Genomic DNA, 18,642 nt, shown 5'->3' on the forward strand with positions numbered 1-18,642 from the left:
GGGATGATTTTGCCGACGCATTGAAGACTGTCATTCGGGCGGAAAAACCGCGCGTGATGCTGGACGCCGTCGGCAACCAGATTTCCGCCGACATCTTCACGGCCATGCCGAACCGCGCCCGTTGGGTCGTTTACGGCAAACTTGATCCGACGCCGCCCGTGCTGAAAGAGATGGGCCAGTTCGTTTTCATGGAGAAGCACATTGAAGGCTTCTGGCTGACACGGTGGTTCATGAATACGCCGCTCGATCAGCAAATTCGCGTGATCGGTGAGGTCCAGGAGCGCTTTGTTTCAGGAAAGTGGCAGACGGAAGTCGGCGCCACGATACGCCTGCGGGACGCGATGGCGGATCTCGCCGACGCGCTGAAAAACGCCAATGGAAAGGTCATGCTGGTTCCGTAGGTTGATATTGAGAACACGAACAGGTGCCAGGGCGCATCACGGACCGGGCATCAACTCGGGCTTTGGGAGGGCCATTGAGTGGATATATTGCAACTGATTGTCAGCGGTCTGGCCAACGGGTGTGTGTATGGCCTGATCGCGCTTGGCTTCGTTCTGATCTACAAGGCGACCGAATCCGTCAATTTCGCCCAGGGCGATTTCATGATGCTGGGCGCGTTCATCACGCTCGGTTTCACAAACGCCCACTATATGGACCTGCCCTTCTGGCTGTCGGTTCTCATGGCGATCGCCATCATGGGCGTGCTCGGATACCTTTTCGACATGGTCATCCTGCGCAGGATGTTCGGTCAGTCGCAGGTGGCCGTTGTCATTTTGACCATTGCCCTGGGATTCGTGATCCGTTTTATTGCCGGCGCGATCTGGGGTCACGAACCGCAATCGCTGGAGTCGCCGATCGCGGGCCAGGAGTTGCGATTTGGCGGGCTGGTCCTTGGCCTGGACGAGGTCTGGGTAATTATTGTCACCGTCCTTCTGACCGGCGTGCTTTACCTCTTCTTCGCGCGCACCAGGCTCGGCGTCGCCATGCAGGCATCCTCGCAAAATCAGTTGGCCGCCTACTATATGGGCATCCCCGTCAAGCGTATTCATTCCCTGATCTGGGGTTTGTCGGGCATCGTCGCGACCATTGCCGGCATCCTCTTTGCATCGAAAGGTTCGATCGATCCGACCGCCGGTCTGCTCGGCATCAAGGCGTTTGCCGCAGCCGTCATCGGCGGTTTCGGCAGTCTGCCGGGCGCGCTGCTCGGCGGCATCATTGTGGGCCTCGTCGAGCCGTTTGCGGCAAGGTATATGCCCGCCGGCTATTCGCAGATCTTCCCGTATCTGATCCTCATCGTCATGCTGGTGGTGCGGCCCCACGGCATCCTCTCGCAAATCCAGACGAAAAAAGTGTGAGGGCCGGCAATGCGCACCGTATTCAAGACCTCATACGACGCCGACATCCGGCTCTTCAAACACAATGCGCAGGCATTCTGGTATCTGCTGCTGTTTGCCGTCGCGATCCTCCTGCCCTTTCTGGTCAGCGACTTCCTGATCGGCGAGGCAACGCTCGTCCTCATATGGTCGATCTGCGGCATGGGCCTGATGATCCTCGTGGGACAGACAGGACAAGCCAGCCTCGGGCACGCCGCGTTCATGGCCATCGGCGCCTATTCCAACGTGCTCTATCAGGAGCACTTTTCGATGCCGTTCCTGTTGTCTTTTCCGCTGTCCGGCCTGACGGCCGGGATCGCGGGCGCGCTGATCGCCCTGCCGACCACACGCCTGCACGGTATTTATCTCGCCATCGCGACCTTGGCGATCTCGGTGCTGGCGGAAGACCTCATTGTCATTCTGGAACCCATAACCGGCGGTGTTGCCGGTCTTTTTGCTCCCGATATCCAGATCTTCGGCTTCACCTTCAATCGCTACGGCAATCCGGTCGAGCTCTACTGGCTCGTGCTGGCGATTACATTTGTGATCGTCTACCTCTACCGCAATCTCCTGCGCTCGCCGCTGGGCCGGTCCTTCGCAGCGGTCCGCGATTCGGAGGTGTCGGCGAAGGCCATGGGTGTCAATGTGGCACGCACGAAGATGCTGGCCTTTGCGGTTTCCTGCACGATCACCGGGCTCGGCGGCGCGCTCATGGGCCACTTCGCGACCGTGTTCACCCACGAGACCTTCAATCTGATCATGTCAATCACCTTGCTGCTGATCATCGTGGTCGGTGGCCTCGGAACGATCCACGGGGCGTTTTTCGGCGCCATCATATTCGTGCTCCTGCCTTTGCTGATCTCGATGACACGCGACAGCGTCGCCTGGCTGACGGGTGCCGGTTCCATCACCATACCGGGGCTGGAACAGGGTATCTTCGGTGCCGTCCTCATCGGCTTTATCCTGTTCGAGCCCATGGGCATCTACGGACGATGGCTCAAAATCCGCACCTATTTTCAACTGTTCCCCTTCTATCGGAAGGACATGTTCCGCCGGCAAAAGAGCTATCTGAAGACGGAGCGCACACGATGAGTCTCCTGGAACTGACCAACGTCACGCTGCGCTTCGGCGGTCTCGTCGCGGTCAATGATGTCTCGTTCAATGTCGAGGAAGGTGAAGTGTTCGCGCTTGTCGGGCCGAACGGCGCCGGAAAATCGACTATCTTCAACATGATATCGCGGTTTTATACACCCGCTGAAGGCGATATCTTCTACGAAGGGAAAAGTATCCTCGGGCGGGAAGCGCATGAGATCCCGCAGCTCGGCATTGCCCGCACGTTTCAGAATATCGAACTGTTCGAACAGGCCTCGGTCCTGCAGAACCTGCTGGTCGGCCGACACACCCACTGCCGCTCGAATTTCATTACGGACATGATCTTTACGCCCTTTGTGCGCGAGGAAGAGCGCCGGCACCGCGAAGCCGTTGAGCACGTCATCGATTTCCTCGATCTCCAGGCCTATCGCGAGAAAATGATTGCCGGGTTGCCTTACGGGGTGCGCAAGGTTGTCGAAATGGGACGGGCGCTTGCCGTCAAACCCAAACTCCTCCTTCTGGACGAACCCGCATCCGGGCTTTCGGTCGAGGAAACGCAGGACGTTGCCTTCTGGATCGAGGACATAAAGAAGGTCATGGGCATTACCGTGCTGATGGTCGAGCACGACATGCACCTCGTCGGCGCCGTTTCCGACCGGGTGATGGCGCTTGCCGACGGACGCATGCTCGCCATCGGCACGCCGCAGGAGGTTCGGAACGATCCCGCTGTCATCGAGGCCTATCTGGGCTCCGATAACACGGCCGGCAGTGGAGAGGCCGCATGAGCGACAACACGCGAACACCACTGCTGCAGGTCGATAATCTGGAGAGCTTCTACGGGCCGATCATGGCCATCCGCGGCGTCAGCCTGGAGGTGAAAGAGGGGCAGATCGTTACCGTGCTCGGCGCCAATGGCGCCGGCAAGACCACGCTGCTCAAGACCATTTCCGGCGTGATGGATCCGGAAAAGGGAACCGTTGCGCTCCAGGGCGACGAAATCCAGGGCAGCGCACCCGACACGGTCGTTCACCGGGGCGTGGTTCACGTGCCGGAGGGCCGGGAGATATTCCCGATCCTGACCGTCGAGGAAAACCTGAAGATGGGCGCCTATACGCGGTCCGATCACGATGCGATCGCCGCCGATATGGATCTGGTCTATAGCTACTTCCCTATCCTCAGGGAGCGGCGCCAGCAGGAGGCCGGAACACTGTCGGGCGGACAGCAGCAGATGCTCGCCATCGGCCGCGGGCTGATGGCCAAACCGCGCATCATGCTGCTCGATGAACCCAGTCTCGGCCTCAGCCCCATCCTCGTGAAAGAAATCTTCACCATCATCAGCCGGCTTAACCGGGAGCAGAATGTGACGATGATGCTGGTGGAACAGAATGCCAAGGTGGCCCTTGATGTGGCACACTACGGCCATGTCATGGAACTCGGGCGCATCGTCATGAGCGGCGAAGCTGAAAAGCTGCAGCAGTCGAAGGACATACAGGAGTTCTATCTGGGCGCACAACAGGACACGCAGCGCGGACAACGGCGCTGGAAACAACGCAAGACCTGGCGTTGAGACCAAGGGAGGAGAACCACATGGGCACTATGGACACGATTCCACCTCAAACTCAGGTCAACGGCATCAGCATCAACAGCAATCTCGACAAGGGGCCCTACTTCATCGACGGTTGCGACACGGTCGCCAAACTCTTCCTGCAGCGCTGCAAGGCCCTGGGCGAGCGCATATCGCATCGCGAGAAGGAATACGGCATCTGGCTTTCCTATTCCTGGAGCGACTATCTCGAACACGCGCGCCTGATCGGACACGGCCTGGTTGCCCTCGGCCTGACGCGCGGCGAGGCCATATCCATTCTTTCCGAAGACAATAAGGAATGGGTCTACACCGATCTGGCGGTTCAATGCGTCGGCGGCATTTCGTCGGGTATCTACACCACCGATTCGGCCAGTCAGCTCGCCTATCTGGTCAATGATTCCGACAGCCGGTTTCTTTTTGTCGAGAATGACGAGCAACTGGACAAGTTTCTCTCGGTCCGCGAGGAAATGCCGGGACTGGCCAAGGTGATCGTCTTCGACCGCGAGGGACTGCACGACTATCACGACGATCAGGTGATCTTTATCGAAGAACTCTATGACATCGGCCGCGTGCATCACAAGAAGCACCCCGAATTGTTCGAACAGGAGATCGCGAAGTCCACGCCGGAGGACATTTCGATCCTGGTCTACACATCCGGCACGACCGGGCCGCCCAAGGGTGCGATGATATCAAACCGCAATATCATGTATTCCATTTCCGTGGGCGCCTATACCCTGCCCGCGCTTGCAACGGATGAACAGGTCTGTTTCCTGCCGCTTTGCCACATACTGGAGAGGTTTATCTCGGTTCTTTCGCCCATCGCATCGAAATCGACTGTCAATTTCGCCGAGAGCCCCGAGACGGTCTTCGACAATGTCCGGGAAGTCAGCCCCCATATTTTTACCGCCGTGCCCCGGGTCTGGGAGAAAATCTATTCGAGGATTTCCATCATGGTGGGCGATGCGACATCGCTCGGCCGGTGGGCCTATTCGCGGGCGCTTGCAGCCGGAACCGCGAGGGCCGAATGCCTGGAAACCGACACGCCTGTTCCGACCATGCTGGAGGCACGTTATCGTTTCTGGGATGCCGTTGTGCTGAAGAATATCCGGCGGATGATCGGCATGGACCGACTGCGCCGCGGCACGACCGGCGCGGCCCCGATTTCTCCCGATCTCTTGCGCTGGTTCAAGGCCATCGGCATCGATCTGTTCGAGGGTTACGGGATGAGCGAAACCGCCGGCATCATTTCCCTCAACATGTTCGGCAAGAACAAGATCGGCAGTGTCGGTCTCGTCGTTCCGGGCGGTCAGGTGCGGATCGGCGACGGCGGGGAAATCCAGTACAAGGCCGGCAACGTGTTTGAAGGCTACTGGAAGAAACCTGAAAAGACACAGGAAGCGATGTCCGAAGACGGCTGGCTGAAAACAGGCGATGTCGGCCATGTCGACAATTCCGGCTATGTGCATATAACCGGCCGCCTGAAAGATATCATCATCACCGCCGGCGGCAAGAACATCACGCCGGCCGAGATCGAGAACAAGCTGAAATTCTCACCCTATATCTCCGACGCGGTGATCATCGGCGACAAGCGGAAATTCCTTTCCTGCCTGATCATGATCGATCAGGAGAATGTCGAAAAATTCGCCCAGGACAAACGTGTGCCGTTCGGTGATTTTGCTTCCTTGTGCGCCACCGAAGAGGTGCAGGAACTCATCGGCGATATTGTACGCGATGTGAACGACGAGTTCGCGCGCGTGGAACAGATCAAGGCGTTCCGGCTGATCGACGTTCTGCTGACGGCCGAGGACGACGAGTTAACCGCCACCATGAAGCTCAAGCGCAGTTTCGTGGAGAAAAAACATAAAGCGCTCATAGAAGAGATGTACGCGTGAACCAGCTCTAGGAGGAGTACGTTATGAAAAAACTGGTCAAATCGATGGCCTTTGCCCTGGCCATGTCGGTGGCTCTGCCGCAGGCATTTGCCGAAACCCAGGGCGTGACCGATACGGAAATTCTGATCGGTTCGAACAATGACATGTCAGGAATTTTCGCTGCATTCGGCGCACCCGCGATCGGTGCGGCAAAACAGTATTTCGACCAGGTCAATGCCGCGGGCGGCGTGCATGGAAGGCAGTTGAGGCTCATTGCCGAAGACCACGCCTATCAGATGCCGAAGGCCATGCAGAACATCAACAAGCTGGTCAACTCGGACCAGGTGTTTGTCATGCTGCTGTCGCTCGGCACGCCGATGAATATCGCCAGCTTCCCGCTTCTGGAGCGCAAGGGCATTGCCAATATCGGACCGCTCAGCGCGGCCCGCCAGATGGTCGAGCCGTTCGGGACCTACAAGTTCGCCGGATTTTCTTCCTATTACGACCAGATGAAAGCCGGGGTGAATTATCTGAAGGACAACAACGACGCCAAGGTCATTTGCGCCATGTATATTCCTTCCGATTTCGGCAAGGAAATCCAGCAGGGCGCCAAGGACGCCGCAGCGGACCTTGGACTTGAGTACAAGGCCGAGACGACGCACAAGCCCGATGAGCAGGACTTTGTCGGCTCGCTGACAAAACTGAAAGACGAGGGTTGCGACACGATCGCGACCGCTCTCGGCATTCGTCAGACAATCACCGCGCTTGCGACGGCCAAGAAGATCGGCTGGGACGATGTTGATTTCATCGGCTCCTCGGCCGCCTTCCACACGGCGGTTGCAAAAGTGCCCGGAGGCGTGACCGATGGCTTTTATGCGGCAGCCGGCTGGCCTGACCTCGGCACGCGGATGGATGATCCGCATGTGAAAAAGTTCGTCGAGGACTATCAGGCAGAATTCGGTGAATTCCCCGGCACCGGCGCGCTTCTGGGCCGTTCGTCGGCCGAAGGTCTCGTCATGGCGCTCGAAGCTGCAGGACCGGACCTTACGTCCGAGAGTTTCCTGAAAGCACAGGAGAACCTCAACTATATCGACCCCATCACCGGCGTGAAGATCGACTATAGCGAAACCGACCACCAGGGCGGCGACGCAATCATCATATCGCGCATTGACGGCGGCGACTGGAAGGTCGTAGGCGAACAGTAAAAAACCTGATCTCGCCGCCCGGCGCCATCGAAAGCGCCGGGTGGTACATTCCATTCATCCATTTATCTGTCCTCGGTAAACCAGTTGGTGAGTTCATGTCAGAAGTCGTTTCCTATGAAGTTGTGTCCGATGAAGCCGGTTCGATCGCAGTCATTGCCATCGATAACCCGCCGGTGAACGCGGCAAGCCATGCGGTCCGCGAGGGGCTCGCAGCGGCCGCTGCGAAGTTTACCTCCGACGCAGCGGAAGTCGCGGTCGTCTATGGCAAGGGCCGCACCTTCATTGCCGGAGCAGATATCCGGGAGTTCGGAAAACCCATGCAGGAGCCGGGCCTCACCGAGGTCATCGATGAGATCGAGAAGCTCGACAAGCCCGTCGTATGCGCAATCCACGGAACGGCGCTCGGCGGAGGGCTGGAGACCGCCCTTTCCTGCCACTACCGCGTTGCGGTGAAGTCGGCGCGGGTCGGCCTGCCGGAGGTCAATCTCGGCCTTTGCCCGGGTGCCGGCGGTACGCAACGCCTGCCCCGCCTCACCGGGATCGAGGCGGCGGCGGAGATCATAACGTCGGGACGCCACGTGCCGGCCACCGAGGCCCTTGAACTGGGAATCCTCGATGCTGTCGACGACGGAGAGGACCCGCTGGAGGCCGGACTGACCTTTGCACGGCGTGTGCTGGGGGAAAGCCTGCCGGCACGCGGAACCTGCGACCGGAATGAGAAGGCCGAGGCTTCGCGCGGCAATGATGCATTGTTTGACACGCTCCGCGACACGGTCAAAAGGAAGGCCAAGGGGCAACTTTCGCCGCAGCTGTGCCTTGAGGCGGTTATCGCCTCCGCCGAACTGCCCTTTGTGGAAGGCATGGTGCGAGAGCGCGAATTGTTCATGGAACTGATGAAATCGCCGCAGCGCGAGGCCCTGATCCACGCGTTTTTTGCCGAGCGTGCTGTCAGGAAGGTTCCGGAACTTGCAAACGGCAAACCACGAACGCTTGAGAGCGCTGCCGTCATAGGCGGCGGCACCATGGGCTCCGGCATCACCGTATCGATGCTCTTTGCCGGCTTGCCGGTGACCATGATCGAGCGCGACGAGGAAAGCGCGGCGCGCGGGCGGCAGAATGTCGAGCGGATTCTCGACGACGGCGTCAAACGCGGCAAGTTCGATACGGCCCATCGCGACCGGCTGGCGAACGCGCTCTATTCGGTCAGCGCCGATATCGGCGCCCTGAAAGATGCGGATATCGTTATCGAAGCTGCTTTTGAGAACATGGAGGTCAAGAAAGATCTCTTCCGCCAGATCGATCAGCACGCGAAACCGGGCGCGGTCCTCGCCAGCAACACGTCCTATCTGAACATCAACGAGATCGCGGCGGTCACCGGCCGGCCGCGGGATGTGCTCGGGCTGCACTTCTTTTCACCCGCGCATGTCATGCGCCTGCTGGAGATCGTGGTGGCCGACAAGACCGACGCCGATGTTGCGGCGACCGGTTTTGCGCTTGCCGCAAAGCTGAAGAAGGTCGGCGTGCGCGCCGGTGTCTGCGACGGTTTTATCGGCAACCGGATCCTCGAAAGATATCTGTCGATCGCTTCCTACATGGTGGAAGACGGCACAAGCCCCTACGACATCGACAAGGCGGTCCTTAATTTCGGCTATCCGATGGGACCGAACCAGATGGGGGACCTTGCCGGCCTCGATATCGGCTATGCCAACCGCACGCGCAAACGCGAAGAAGGATGGAAGGGCCGATACGCCGCCGATTATATGGACCGCATCGCCGAACTCGGCCGTTACGGCCAGAAAACCGGCCGCGGCTTCTACATTTATGAAGATGGCAGCCGTATCGGCAAACAGGACCCGGAGGTGCTGGAGATCATCGATCAGGTACGCTCGGAAAAGGGCATTGTCCCGAAACCGCTGGACGAGGCTGCCATCATGCGCCGCTACATGGCCGCGATGATCAATGAGGGCGCGCGTGTCGTTGAAGAGGGAATTGCCCTGCGCCCGCTCGATGTCGATATCACCATGCTCTATGGCTACGGTTTCCCGCGCTGGCGCGGCGGACCACTGAAATATGCCGATATGATCGGTCTCGACAAGGTTCTTGCCGACATTCGCGAATTCGAGAAAGAGGATGCGGAATTCTGGAAACCGGCTGCGTTGCTGGTCGACCTGGTTGAGCGGGGAGAGAATTTCGACAGCCTGAACAAAGCCGCAAACGCCTGAGGATTGAGCATATGCGCGAAGCAGTAATCGTATCGACCGCCCGCACCGGCATCACCAAGGCATTTCGCGGCGGCCTGAACATGACCCATGGCGCGGAGTTCGGCGGCGCGGCGGCCAGGGCGGCCGTCGAGCGCTCCGGCGTCGATCCGGGTCTCATCGAGGATGCGGTGATCGGGTGCGGCCTGCCCGAAGGCGCGACCGGCGGCAATATTGCCCGACAGATCGCGATCAGGGCCGGCATGCCGGTCACGACCGCCGGGATGACCGTCAATCGCTTCTGCTCCTCCGGCCTGCAGGCGGTGGCGCTCGCTTCGCACGCCGTTACGCAACAGGGTTCGCCGGCCATGCTCGCCGGCGGTATTGAATCCATTACCCTCGCCCAGGGCCATGCGAATACCCACATGGCCCGCAGCCCGTGGATCCTTGAAAACAAGCCGGCAATCTACCTGCCGATGATCGATACGGCTGACATCGTCGCGGAGCGTTACAGCATCTCGCGCGAGGCACAGGACGAATACGCCCTGTCCTCACAGCAGCGCACGGCCGAAGCGCAGGAAGCCGGCCGCTATGACGATGAGATCATTCCTTTCACGACGACGATGGCGGTCAAGGACAAGGAGACCGGCGAGATCTCCCAGCACGAGGTCACCATCAATGGCGACGAATGCAACCGTCCCGGCACAACGCTCGAGGGCCTCCAGGCTTTGGAACCGGTTCGCGGCCCGGACCAGTACATCACCGCCGGCAACGCATCCCAATTGTCCGACGGCGCGTCCGCCTGCGTGGTCATGGACGCCACCGAGGCCGAAAAACGCAATATCGAGCCGATGGGCGCGTTTCGGGGCTTTGTCGTCGCCGGCTGCGAGCCGGACGAGATGGGCATCGGCCCGGTTTTTGCCGTGCCGCGGCTGCTTGAGCGCGCCGGCCTGACAATGGACGACATCGGCCTTTGGGAGCTCAATGAAGCGTTCGCCAGCCAGGTGCTTTACTGCCGTGACAAGCTCGGCATCCCGCAGGACATTCTCAACGTCAATGGCGGCTCGATCTCCATCGGCCACCCCTATGGCATGACGGGCGCGCGCCAGGTCGGCCATGTCATGTATGAGGGCAAGCGCCGCGGCGTGAAACATGTCGTGGTGACGATGTGCATCGGCGGCGGTCAGGGAGCGGCCGGCCTGTTTGAAATCTACTGAGCGAGGACGGGATCATGGATCTGAACTACACGGACGAGGAAATCGCTTTCAGAGACGATGTCCGCGCTTTCCTGAAGGCGGAACTGCCCGCGTCCATCTCCGATAAGGTCAGAGGCGGCAAGCGCCTCACCAAGGAGGATATGGACACCTGGCACGCGATCCTGAACAAGCGCGGCTGGCTGGCCGAAAACTGGCCGGTGGAATATGGCGGCACCGGCTGGAACGCGGTCCAGCAGCAGATCTTCGATGACGAGACCTGCGCGGCAGGCGCGCCACGTATTGTACCCTTCGGTCTGAAGATGCTCGCGCCGGTGCTGATCAAATACGGGTCTGAGGAACAGAAGAACCACTATCTGCCGCGGATCCTCGACGGTTCCGACTGGTGGTGTCAGGGCTACTCCGAACCCGGCGCCGGCTCGGACCTTGCATCGCTGAAGACACGTGCGGTCCGCGACGGCGACCACTATGTGGTGAACGGACAAAAGACCTGGACGACGCTCGGCCAGTACGCCAACAAGATTTTCTGTCTCGTGCGCACGTCGACGGAAGGCAAGCCGCAGGAGGGCATTTCCTTCCTGCTGATCGATATGGATACACCCGGCATCACGGTGCGCCCCATCATCCTGCTTGAGGGCACACATGAGGTAAACGAGGTCTTTTTCGACGACGTGCGGGTGCCGGTCGAGAACCTCGTCGGCGAGGAGAACAAGGGCTGGACCTACGCCAAATACCTTTTGACCCACGAACGCACCAATATCGCGAATGTCGGCGCCAACAAGGTTTCGCTCGAGCATCTCAAACATATCGGACGCACGCAGAAGGTGCGCGGGCGCCCGCTGATCGACGAGCCGCTCTTTGCCGCGCGTCTCGCGCAGATCGAAATGGAACTCGACGCGATGGCGACGACCAATCTTCGCCTGCTTTCGTCGCCGGACAGCGTGGCCAATGCCGGGCCGATGAGCTCGATGCTGAAAATCAAGGGAACGGAAATCCGTCAGGCGCTTAACGACCTGACGCGGCGGGCGGTCGGCCCCTATGCCATGCCGTTTGTTTCCGAAGCGCTGGAAACCGGATACAATGAGGAGCCGATCGGCCCGGATTATGCGGCTCCGGTCTCCAAGGAATATTTCAACAACCGCAAGATCACGATCTATGGCGGATCGAACGAGATCCAGCGCGGTATCATCACCAAAATGATGATGGGGCTGTAAGGACAGATGGACTTTAATCACACCGAAGACAGGGCCATGCTGAAAGACATGGTGGCGCGTTTCATCGCCGACAATTATGCGTTGGAAAAGAGAAACGAGGCGGCTGAAAGCCCGGAGGGATTTTCACGGGAGCAATGGAGCAAGTTTGCCGAGCTCGGGCTCATCGGCGCCCTCTTTTCGCAAGAGGACGGTGGTTTCGGAGGCGCCGGGTTCGACATCGCCGTCCTGTTTGAAGAACTTGGGCGCGGCCTCGTCGTGGAGCCGTTCCTTGCAAGCGCCGTCCTTGGCGGCAGCATGCTGGCCGCGCTTGGCAGCGCGGAGCAGAAGTCCGTCATCGCCGAGGTGATCGGCGGCGACACACTTCTGGCCTTTGCGCATGGCGAGCCGCAAAGCCATTACGACCTGTCTCATGTCGAAACCACGGCTCAAAAGGATGCGGACGGCTGGGTCCTCACCGGCAGGAAGGCGGTCGTCCTCAATGGCGACAGCGCCGATTTCCTCGTGGTAACGGCACGCACATCGGGCAGCGGCTGGGACGAGGACGGGATTTCCGCGTTTCTTGTCCCGGCGGAAACCGATGGCCTGACAATCAGGGGCTATCCGACAATCGACGGCCAGCATGCCAGCGAGATCGAACTTGATGGCGTCCGGATCGATCAAACAGCCTTGCTCGGCAGTGAGGGCCACGCCTATGCGGCGATTGAACTTTCCGTTGCGCGGGCAAATGTCGCCCTCGCTTCGGAAGCTGTCGGTTTGATGGAGGTTTGCCGCGATCTGACGCTGGATTACCTGCGGACGCGCAAGCAGTTCGGCGTCCCCATCGGCAAATTCCAGGCTTTGCAGCACCGCATGGCGACGGTCCTGACCGAGATCGAGCAGGCACGTTCTGCGGCCATCAACGCGGCAGGCCGCCTGGAACTCGACCGGCGGAAGCGCGAAATGGCGATATCGTCCGCCAAGGCGCTGACCGGACGTATCGGCCGTCTTGTCGCCGAAGAAGCGATCCAGATGCATGGCGGCATCGCAATGACTTGGGAATACGGCCTCGGGCATTTTGCAAAGCGCCTGATCATGATCGATCATCAGTTCGGCGACGTCGATTATCATACAGTCCGCTTTGCGGAATTTTCACGCCAGGCGGCCTGATGAACGGCGTTGTGGCAGGATGAAGGTCATTCGCGACCAGACCGGCACGCAGCAGACGTTGGGCTATGTGGTCGAAATCGAAGCGGGCGTCGCGCGGGGTTATCTCGATATTGACCACCGGCATATCAATCGTGGCGGCAGCCTGCATGGCGGCGTCATTGCGACGATGCTCGACGCGGTCGCTGGTTATGCGGTCAGCCTCTCGGTGGACGGCGAGTCGCTTTTTTACACCTCAACCATTTCACTGACCGTGAACTACCTGTCACGCGTCAGCGACGGGCGTGTCGTGGCAACCGCGAAAGTCGCGGGTGGCGGAAAGAAAATCGTCTTTATCGATGCGCTGCTGGCAACCGATGCCGGCATCCCGGTGGCATCGGCGACCGGAACCTTCAAATTGTACAGGGACAGGGTGCGCGGCTAGAGCGAGTTGTGGTTAGATTGACGCATTCGATCGCATCCGACACTATGTTGCAATGCAACACAACAATTCGGCCGATGGAGATGTCTCATGTCAGAAGCGAAAACCGCCGTTGTCACCGGCTCCTCAAGCGGGATCGGCCTCGGTATCGCGGAAGGATTTGCCGCAAAAGGCATGAATGTCGTCATGAACGGTATCGAGCCCTCCGAGCAGATTGAGCCGCTCCGCAAAGGTTTGGAGGACACGTTCGGCATCAAGGTGATTTACGTTGGGGCCAACATCATGAAGCCGGATGGCGTGCGCGCACTCATGTCGACTGCCGAGGATGTGTTCGGTCAGGTGGACGTTCTGGTCAACAATGCCGGGATCCAGCATGTCGCGCCCGTGGAGGAGTTTCCAACAGACAAATGGGACGCGATCATCGCGCTCAACCTGTCGGCGGCGTTTCACGCGACGCAGGCGGTCGTACCCGGCATGAAGGCTCGCGGCTGGGGGCGCATCATCAACATCGCCTCGGCCCACGGGCTCGTCGCCTCCCCCTTCAAATCAGCCTATGTCTCCGCCAAGCACGGCCTCGTCGGACTGACGAAGACCGTGGCGCTTGAAGTCGCCGAGCACGGCATCACCGTCAATGCGATCTGCCCCGGATATGTGTGGACACCGCTGGTGGAAAAACAGATCCCGGATACCGCCGAAGCGCGCGGCATTACCGAGGAAGAGGTCAAGCGCGACGTCCTTCTGGCAGCGCAGCCGACGAAGGAATTCGTCCGTGTCGAACACATGGCGGCATTGGCCAACTTCCTGTGTTCCGACGAGGCATCGTCAATAACCGGCGCATCGCTTCCCGTTGATGGCGGATGGGTCGCGCAATGACATCATCGCCGCAAACCGACAGGTCGGACCCGATATGAGCAAAGGCAGAAAATCCGTCAATCTGGCATTGCAGGGCGGAGGCGCTCATGGCGCCTTTACCTGGGGCGTGCTCGACAGGTTGCTGGAGGACGGTCGCCTCGATATCGAAGCGATATCCGGTACATCCGCCGGTGCCATGAATGCGGTCGCCGTCGCCGACGGGATCATGCGCGATGGCGCGGACGGCGCCCGTGCGGCGCTTGAGTATTTTTGGCGGTCGATCAGCGAGCGCTCGGCTTTCAGTCCGATCCAGCGTCTGCCCTTTGACGTGTTCATGGGCAATTGGAGCCTTGATCACACGCCGAGCTACCATTTTTTCGATGCGATGACCCGCGTGGCATCGCCCTATCAGCTCAATCCGCTCAACATCAACCCGCTGCTCCAGCTTCTGGAGGAGTGTATCGATTTCGATCGTGTGCGCGGCTGCGATCAATTGAAACTCTTCATTTCGGCCACGGACGTCGAAACGGGCCGCGTCAAAATCTTCGACCGCAGCACGCTGACAGCCGAGATGGTGATGGCATCCGCATGCCTGCCCTTCCTTTTTCAAGCGGTCGAGATTGACGGTGTGCCCTATTGGGATGGGGGCTACATGGGCAATCCGTCCCTGTTTCCGTTTCATACACACACCGAATCGGGGGATATCGTCGTTGTGCAGATCAACCCGATCGAGCGCCGCGGCGCGCCGCGCACGGCGCAGGAAATCCTCAATCGTATCAACGAGATCAGTTTCAACGGAAGTCTGCTGCGGGAATTTCGAGCGATCGATTTCGTCCGACGCCTTATCGAAGAAGGCAAGCTGCCGCAGGACCATTACCGCAAAACCCGGGTGCATGTGATCGAGAACCAGGATGAACTCAAACCGCTCGGCGCCTCCTCGAAGGTCAATGCCGAGTGGCGCTTTCTCGTCCATCTGCGCGATATCGGGCGGGAGACGGCCGAGCGCTGGCTGGCGGCAAACATGGATCATGTCGGCAAGCGATCCACCGTCGATCTTCGGGCCATGTTTCAGGGTCTTGGCGTGGAGCATCACGGATAGTCCGCTCCTTATGTTCTGAACCGGCAGGACGACGGAAATTTCCAGATTTCCGGCGTGCGGCTGACGAAGCCCAAAAGCCCTGCGATCTGATCAGGCCTCAGCACTGTCGACGTGCTTGAGGTAAATGTCGGCAAGTCTGTAAAGCACAACCGCATTGAGCACGTGCCACATGAAATGCGTCCCGTAGGGGAACGTGTCGCAATAGGCCATGTCCGCCATTCGAAAGCCGATCGACAGCAGGAAGATGCAGCCGGTGACGATGAGCCCTTTTGAAATGGTTTCGTCGCGACCATGCATCATCGCGCCGACGGCAAAGATCGCCAGCAGGGCCGGCACATAGCCGGATGATGAGCCGATGACCGGCTGTATCAGCGGCACGAGCAGGTAGGTGAAGGGAATATAGGCGACCGTGATCACGATGCTGCCCCAAAGGGGCACCTTCAGGTAGTTCCGCACGGCCAGGAAGAGGTAGGCAAGGATGAAGACCAGGATCGGAATGCTGTCGGCCGCAAGTGCCCAAAGCGTCGCAAAGGTGTGGAACAGGAACGAACCGATGCCTATGACACCGATCCACAAGCCGAGGAACAGGGCGGTGCGTGATTTTGTACGGCTGGTCCGCCAGCCGATCAGGAACAGGATGGAAGCGATAATGAACGCGAAATTGGTGACCGCGTTGATGGGCTCCGCCCAGAACTCGGGCGCCAGCCTTTCGCAATAATTGTCCACTTGCTCGTTTATGGTTCCATCCCCCGCGGCTGATAATCCCTTACCACAATTCCTTGACCCGACAGGCCTTTACGTCAACCGAGCGATTTGAGCGCCTGGTCGGCGGCGCGCATTTCCGTCCACCGGCAAGCCCGGCGGCGTTCGGCTTGCGCGTCCGCGCCCCATTGCTCCGCATTCCAGTCTTCATCGACGTGCGCGGCCGCCCAGGCCTGCTCGGCCGTGATCTCCTCACGTGCGAGTGCAAGCGCCAGCAGGGCCGATCCGGTCAGCGTGGTGAATGTGTGCAGGCTTGCCAGGGCGATCGGGCTCTTGAAACCGGCCAGATGGACACCCACCGCGCCGATGGTTTCCCGGGTCTGCTCGACATGCATGACACCTTCCGCCAGCATAAAGCGTGCGCCCAGCGCCGCGTGCGCCCAGTCAATGATCGGGTCCCAGGCCTCGTTCTGCCTTGCGATCAGTCGTTCGGGACCGTCGGCCCGGTAGCAAAGCAGGTCCGTGCCGGCGAAGCGGAGTATGTCTTCAATGACCGCCTGCGGGTCGGACGCGATGCCGTCTATGGCGGTATTGACGAGCCGTGTCACCGGCATGGAGACCGGGTCTATATCGTCCTGCTGCGCGTCCCATTCGATCCGGACAAGCTCTGCCAGATCCCTTGTCGGTGCGACCAGCCTGTTTTTTGCCGGCGTGCGGACCGGTTTTCCGTCAAGCAGAATGGAATAGGCATCTTCTTCTTGGCCGATGCCCGTTTCCTTGTAAAAGCGCTTCGGCAGAGGTCTTTTCGACAGGATCTGCGCGCGCTTCACGGGATCCGCGTCGCTCATCATGTCATTCAGATCGTCCAGTAATTCTCTCATCGTGCCTGCTCCGGCCCGACAATCGCGGAGAGTTCGTCGGGCCTCTCGATAACATGATGTGCACCCGCCTGGTGGAGGTGATCGACCGGGGCATAGCCCCAGGAAACGCCGACCGCCCGGACACCGGCATTCACCGCCATCTGCATATCGTAGATAGCGTCGCCGACCAAGATTGTCTGCTTCGGATCCATGTCGGTATCGGCGCAGCACTCAAGCACCATCGCCGGGTGGGGTTTTGACGGACATTCATCCGCCGTGCGCGTCGTCACGAACCGGCCATGAAAATTGTTCCGCTCAAGCAGCCTGTCGAGGTTGCGGCGGGATTTGCCGGTGACCACGCCGACGAGGATTTCGTCCCGCGCGAGCAATTCCTCCAGCAGTTCGAGAACACCGTCGTAAAACGGCTCCTCAATATCCGATGCCTCGCGCAATGAGCGGCTGTGATGCTTGTAGCGGCTTGTCAGATGCCGGACCTCATCGTCCACCGGCCGCTGCAACAGTTTGGCGATCGCCAGTTCCAGGGACAGTCCGATCACCGACTTTGTCTCGGTGAGCTGCGGGAGCGCCTGCCCGCCCTCTTCAAAGGCTCTTTCCATGCACGCGTGGATAATCGCGGCACTGTCGATCAGCGTTCCGTCGCAATCGAAGAGAATGAGCTTCATGCCTCATAGTCCTTGTCGAAGCCCAGAAGGTTCCAGCTCTGGACCATGTGCGGCGGCAACGGCGCCGTCACGTCGATGCGCTTGCCTCCATCCGGGTGGGGGATTGAAATGTGACGGGCATGAAGATGGAGGCGTTTTTGCATGCCGCCCGGAAATTCCCAGTTGTGATCGGCTTCGAAATATTTGGGATCACCGATGATGGGGCAGCCGATATGCGCGGCATGGACCCTGAGCTGGTGCGTGCGCCCCGTATAGGGCTCCATCTTCAACCACGAAAGACGCTGTCCCGCCTGCTCGACAGTGCTGTAGTTCGAAATGGCATGATCGGAATCCGGCTCGCCATGTTTGCACACGCGCATACGGTCGCCGTCCGGCGTGTGATCCTTCACAAGCCAGGTTGAAATGCGGCCTTCGCGCTTGCGCGGCACGCCCTTGACGAGCGCCCAGTAGGTCTTTTGCGTGTTGTGCTCCCGGAACGCCGTGGTCAGGCGCTGAGCGGCTCCGCGGGTGCGGGCGACCACCAGCACACCCGACGTGTCACGGTCAAGACGGTGCACCAGCCGGGGCTTCTCGCCCTTGCGGTTACGCCACGCCTCGAGCATCCCGTCGATATGACGGGAGACGCCCGAACCGCCCTGCACCGCCAGTCCGGCTGCCTTGTTGAAGACAAAGACCTTGGGGTCCTCGTAGATCAGCATGCCGGACAGGAACTCTGAATCGCCGCTTGAAGATCCGGAGCGTTTTGGCACGGCGTGCGGCCCGCCCTTCTCGTCGGTGCCCAGCGGCGGAATGCGGATCATCTGACCGGGTTGCAGGCGTGTGTCGTGTTTTGCCCGTCCGCCATCGATGCGGATCTGACCGGACCGCAGCAGCTTTTGCAGCTTGCCAAAGCCCAATCCGGGAAAATGTGTCTTGAACCACCGGTCGAGACGCATGCCGGTCTCGTCCGGGTCCACCTTCCTCTGCTCGACACCAGCCATCGCCCTAGCGCCCCTAGAGCGAGATGAGGTTAGATTGAAGCATTTGACCGCGGCGATTTTGGTTTCTGACAAGGCGGGTTGCGCGCCGTGGTGCCATCCCACCACAAGCGCGAGCCAACGCAGTCAGAGGGCAAAATCGCCCGGCCCATT

General features: G+C 59.8%; 18 protein-coding genes. 14 read left to right on the plus strand and 4 right to left on the minus strand.

The genetic code is table 11. The features are described from left to right. The 14 genes from AC5E6N_RS16440 to AC5E6N_RS16505 all read left to right on the plus strand — a co-directional run. Positions 1-401: MDR/zinc-dependent alcohol dehydrogenase-like family protein (locus AC5E6N_RS16440; protein WP_491748829.1), on the plus strand; the 401-nt coding region annotated here is incomplete at its 5' end. A 78-nt stretch (positions 402-479) separates the two neighbouring features. Next, positions 480-1,355 (plus strand): branched-chain amino acid ABC transporter permease, encoded by an 876-nt coding sequence (locus tag AC5E6N_RS16445; protein WP_491748830.1) that lies wholly within the window; start codon positions 480-482, stop codon positions 1,353-1,355. Between the two features lie 9 nt (positions 1,356-1,364). Further along, positions 1,365-2,465, plus strand: a complete 1,101-nt coding sequence (locus AC5E6N_RS16450; RefSeq protein WP_491748831.1) for a branched-chain amino acid ABC transporter permease — start codon at positions 1,365-1,367, stop codon at positions 2,463-2,465. Next, positions 2,462-3,250: an ABC transporter ATP-binding protein gene (locus AC5E6N_RS16455; protein WP_491748832.1), complete on the plus strand. Its 789-nt coding sequence runs from the start codon at positions 2,462-2,464 to the stop codon at positions 3,248-3,250. Before AC5E6N_RS16450 ends, AC5E6N_RS16455 begins: the two co-directional genes overlap by 4 nt. Then, on the plus strand, positions 3,247-4,032 hold the full coding sequence (locus tag AC5E6N_RS16460; RefSeq protein WP_491748833.1) for an ABC transporter ATP-binding protein: 786 nt from the start codon (positions 3,247-3,249) through the stop codon (positions 4,030-4,032). The genes AC5E6N_RS16455 and AC5E6N_RS16460 overlap by 4 nt, the downstream gene beginning before the upstream one ends. Before the next feature lie 20 nt (positions 4,033-4,052). Further along, on the plus strand, positions 4,053-5,942 hold the full coding sequence (locus tag AC5E6N_RS16465; RefSeq protein WP_491748834.1) for an AMP-dependent synthetase/ligase: 1,890 nt from the start codon (positions 4,053-4,055) through the stop codon (positions 5,940-5,942). A 23-nt stretch (positions 5,943-5,965) separates the two neighbouring features. Continuing rightward, a complete protein-coding gene (locus AC5E6N_RS16470; protein WP_491748835.1) occupies positions 5,966-7,126 on the plus strand; it encodes an ABC transporter substrate-binding protein in 1,161 nt (386 codons plus the stop codon). A 95-nt stretch (positions 7,127-7,221) separates the two neighbouring features. Then, a complete protein-coding gene (locus tag AC5E6N_RS16475; protein ID WP_491748836.1) occupies positions 7,222-9,348 on the plus strand; it encodes a 3-hydroxyacyl-CoA dehydrogenase NAD-binding domain-containing protein in 2,127 nt (708 codons plus the stop codon). 11 nt (positions 9,349-9,359) lie between these two features. Further along, entirely contained in the window at positions 9,360-10,541 is a 1,182-nt protein-coding gene (locus AC5E6N_RS16480; protein WP_491748837.1) for an acetyl-CoA C-acyltransferase, read from the plus strand. A 14-nt stretch (positions 10,542-10,555) separates the two neighbouring features. Further along, the gene (locus tag AC5E6N_RS16485; RefSeq protein WP_491748838.1) at positions 10,556-11,752 is read left to right on the plus strand and encodes an acyl-CoA dehydrogenase family protein; all 1,197 of its coding nucleotides are present in this window, start codon (positions 10,556-10,558) and stop codon (positions 11,750-11,752) included. Between the two features lie 6 nt (positions 11,753-11,758). Beyond that, positions 11,759-12,898 carry an acyl-CoA dehydrogenase family protein gene (locus tag AC5E6N_RS16490; protein ID WP_491748839.1) on the plus strand — a complete coding sequence of 380 codons (1,140 nt, stop codon included), beginning with the start codon at positions 11,759-11,761 and terminating at the stop codon, positions 12,896-12,898. Positions 12,899-12,917: 19 nt separating this feature from the next. After that, positions 12,918-13,319 carry a PaaI family thioesterase gene (locus tag AC5E6N_RS16495; RefSeq protein WP_491748840.1) on the plus strand — a complete coding sequence of 134 codons (402 nt, stop codon included), beginning with the start codon at positions 12,918-12,920 and terminating at the stop codon, positions 13,317-13,319. Positions 13,320-13,406: 87 nt separating this feature from the next. Then, a complete protein-coding gene (locus AC5E6N_RS16500; protein ID WP_491748841.1) occupies positions 13,407-14,189 on the plus strand; it encodes a 3-hydroxybutyrate dehydrogenase in 783 nt (260 codons plus the stop codon). Positions 14,190-14,223: 34 nt separating this feature from the next. Continuing rightward, positions 14,224-15,267, plus strand: a complete 1,044-nt coding sequence (locus AC5E6N_RS16505; protein ID WP_491748842.1) for a patatin-like phospholipase family protein — start codon at positions 14,224-14,226, stop codon at positions 15,265-15,267. A gap of 90 nt (positions 15,268-15,357) precedes the next feature. Here the strand turns inward: AC5E6N_RS16505 and AC5E6N_RS16510 are convergent, their stop codons facing one another. The 4 genes from AC5E6N_RS16510 to AC5E6N_RS16525 form a co-directional block, all read right to left on the minus strand. Next, complete coding sequence (locus tag AC5E6N_RS16510; RefSeq protein WP_491748843.1) at positions 15,358-15,993, minus strand: ceramidase domain-containing protein; 636 nt, start codon at positions 15,991-15,993, stop codon at positions 15,358-15,360. Positions 15,994-16,067: 74 nt separating this feature from the next. Then, positions 16,068-16,850, minus strand: coding sequence for an ATP12 family chaperone protein (locus AC5E6N_RS16515; protein ID WP_491748844.1), 783 nt, complete (start codon positions 16,848-16,850; stop codon positions 16,068-16,070). Next, a complete protein-coding gene (locus tag AC5E6N_RS16520; RefSeq protein ID WP_491748845.1) occupies positions 16,847-17,512 on the minus strand; it encodes an HAD-IA family hydrolase in 666 nt (221 codons plus the stop codon). Before AC5E6N_RS16520 ends, AC5E6N_RS16515 begins: the two co-directional genes overlap by 4 nt. Then, entirely contained in the window at positions 17,509-18,492 is a 984-nt protein-coding gene (locus AC5E6N_RS16525) for an RluA family pseudouridine synthase (protein WP_491748846.1), read from the minus strand. The genes AC5E6N_RS16520 and AC5E6N_RS16525 overlap by 4 nt, the downstream gene beginning before the upstream one ends. Positions 18,493-18,642: the final 150 nt, after the last annotated feature.

This window comes from Hoeflea sp., from assembly GCF_984452065.1.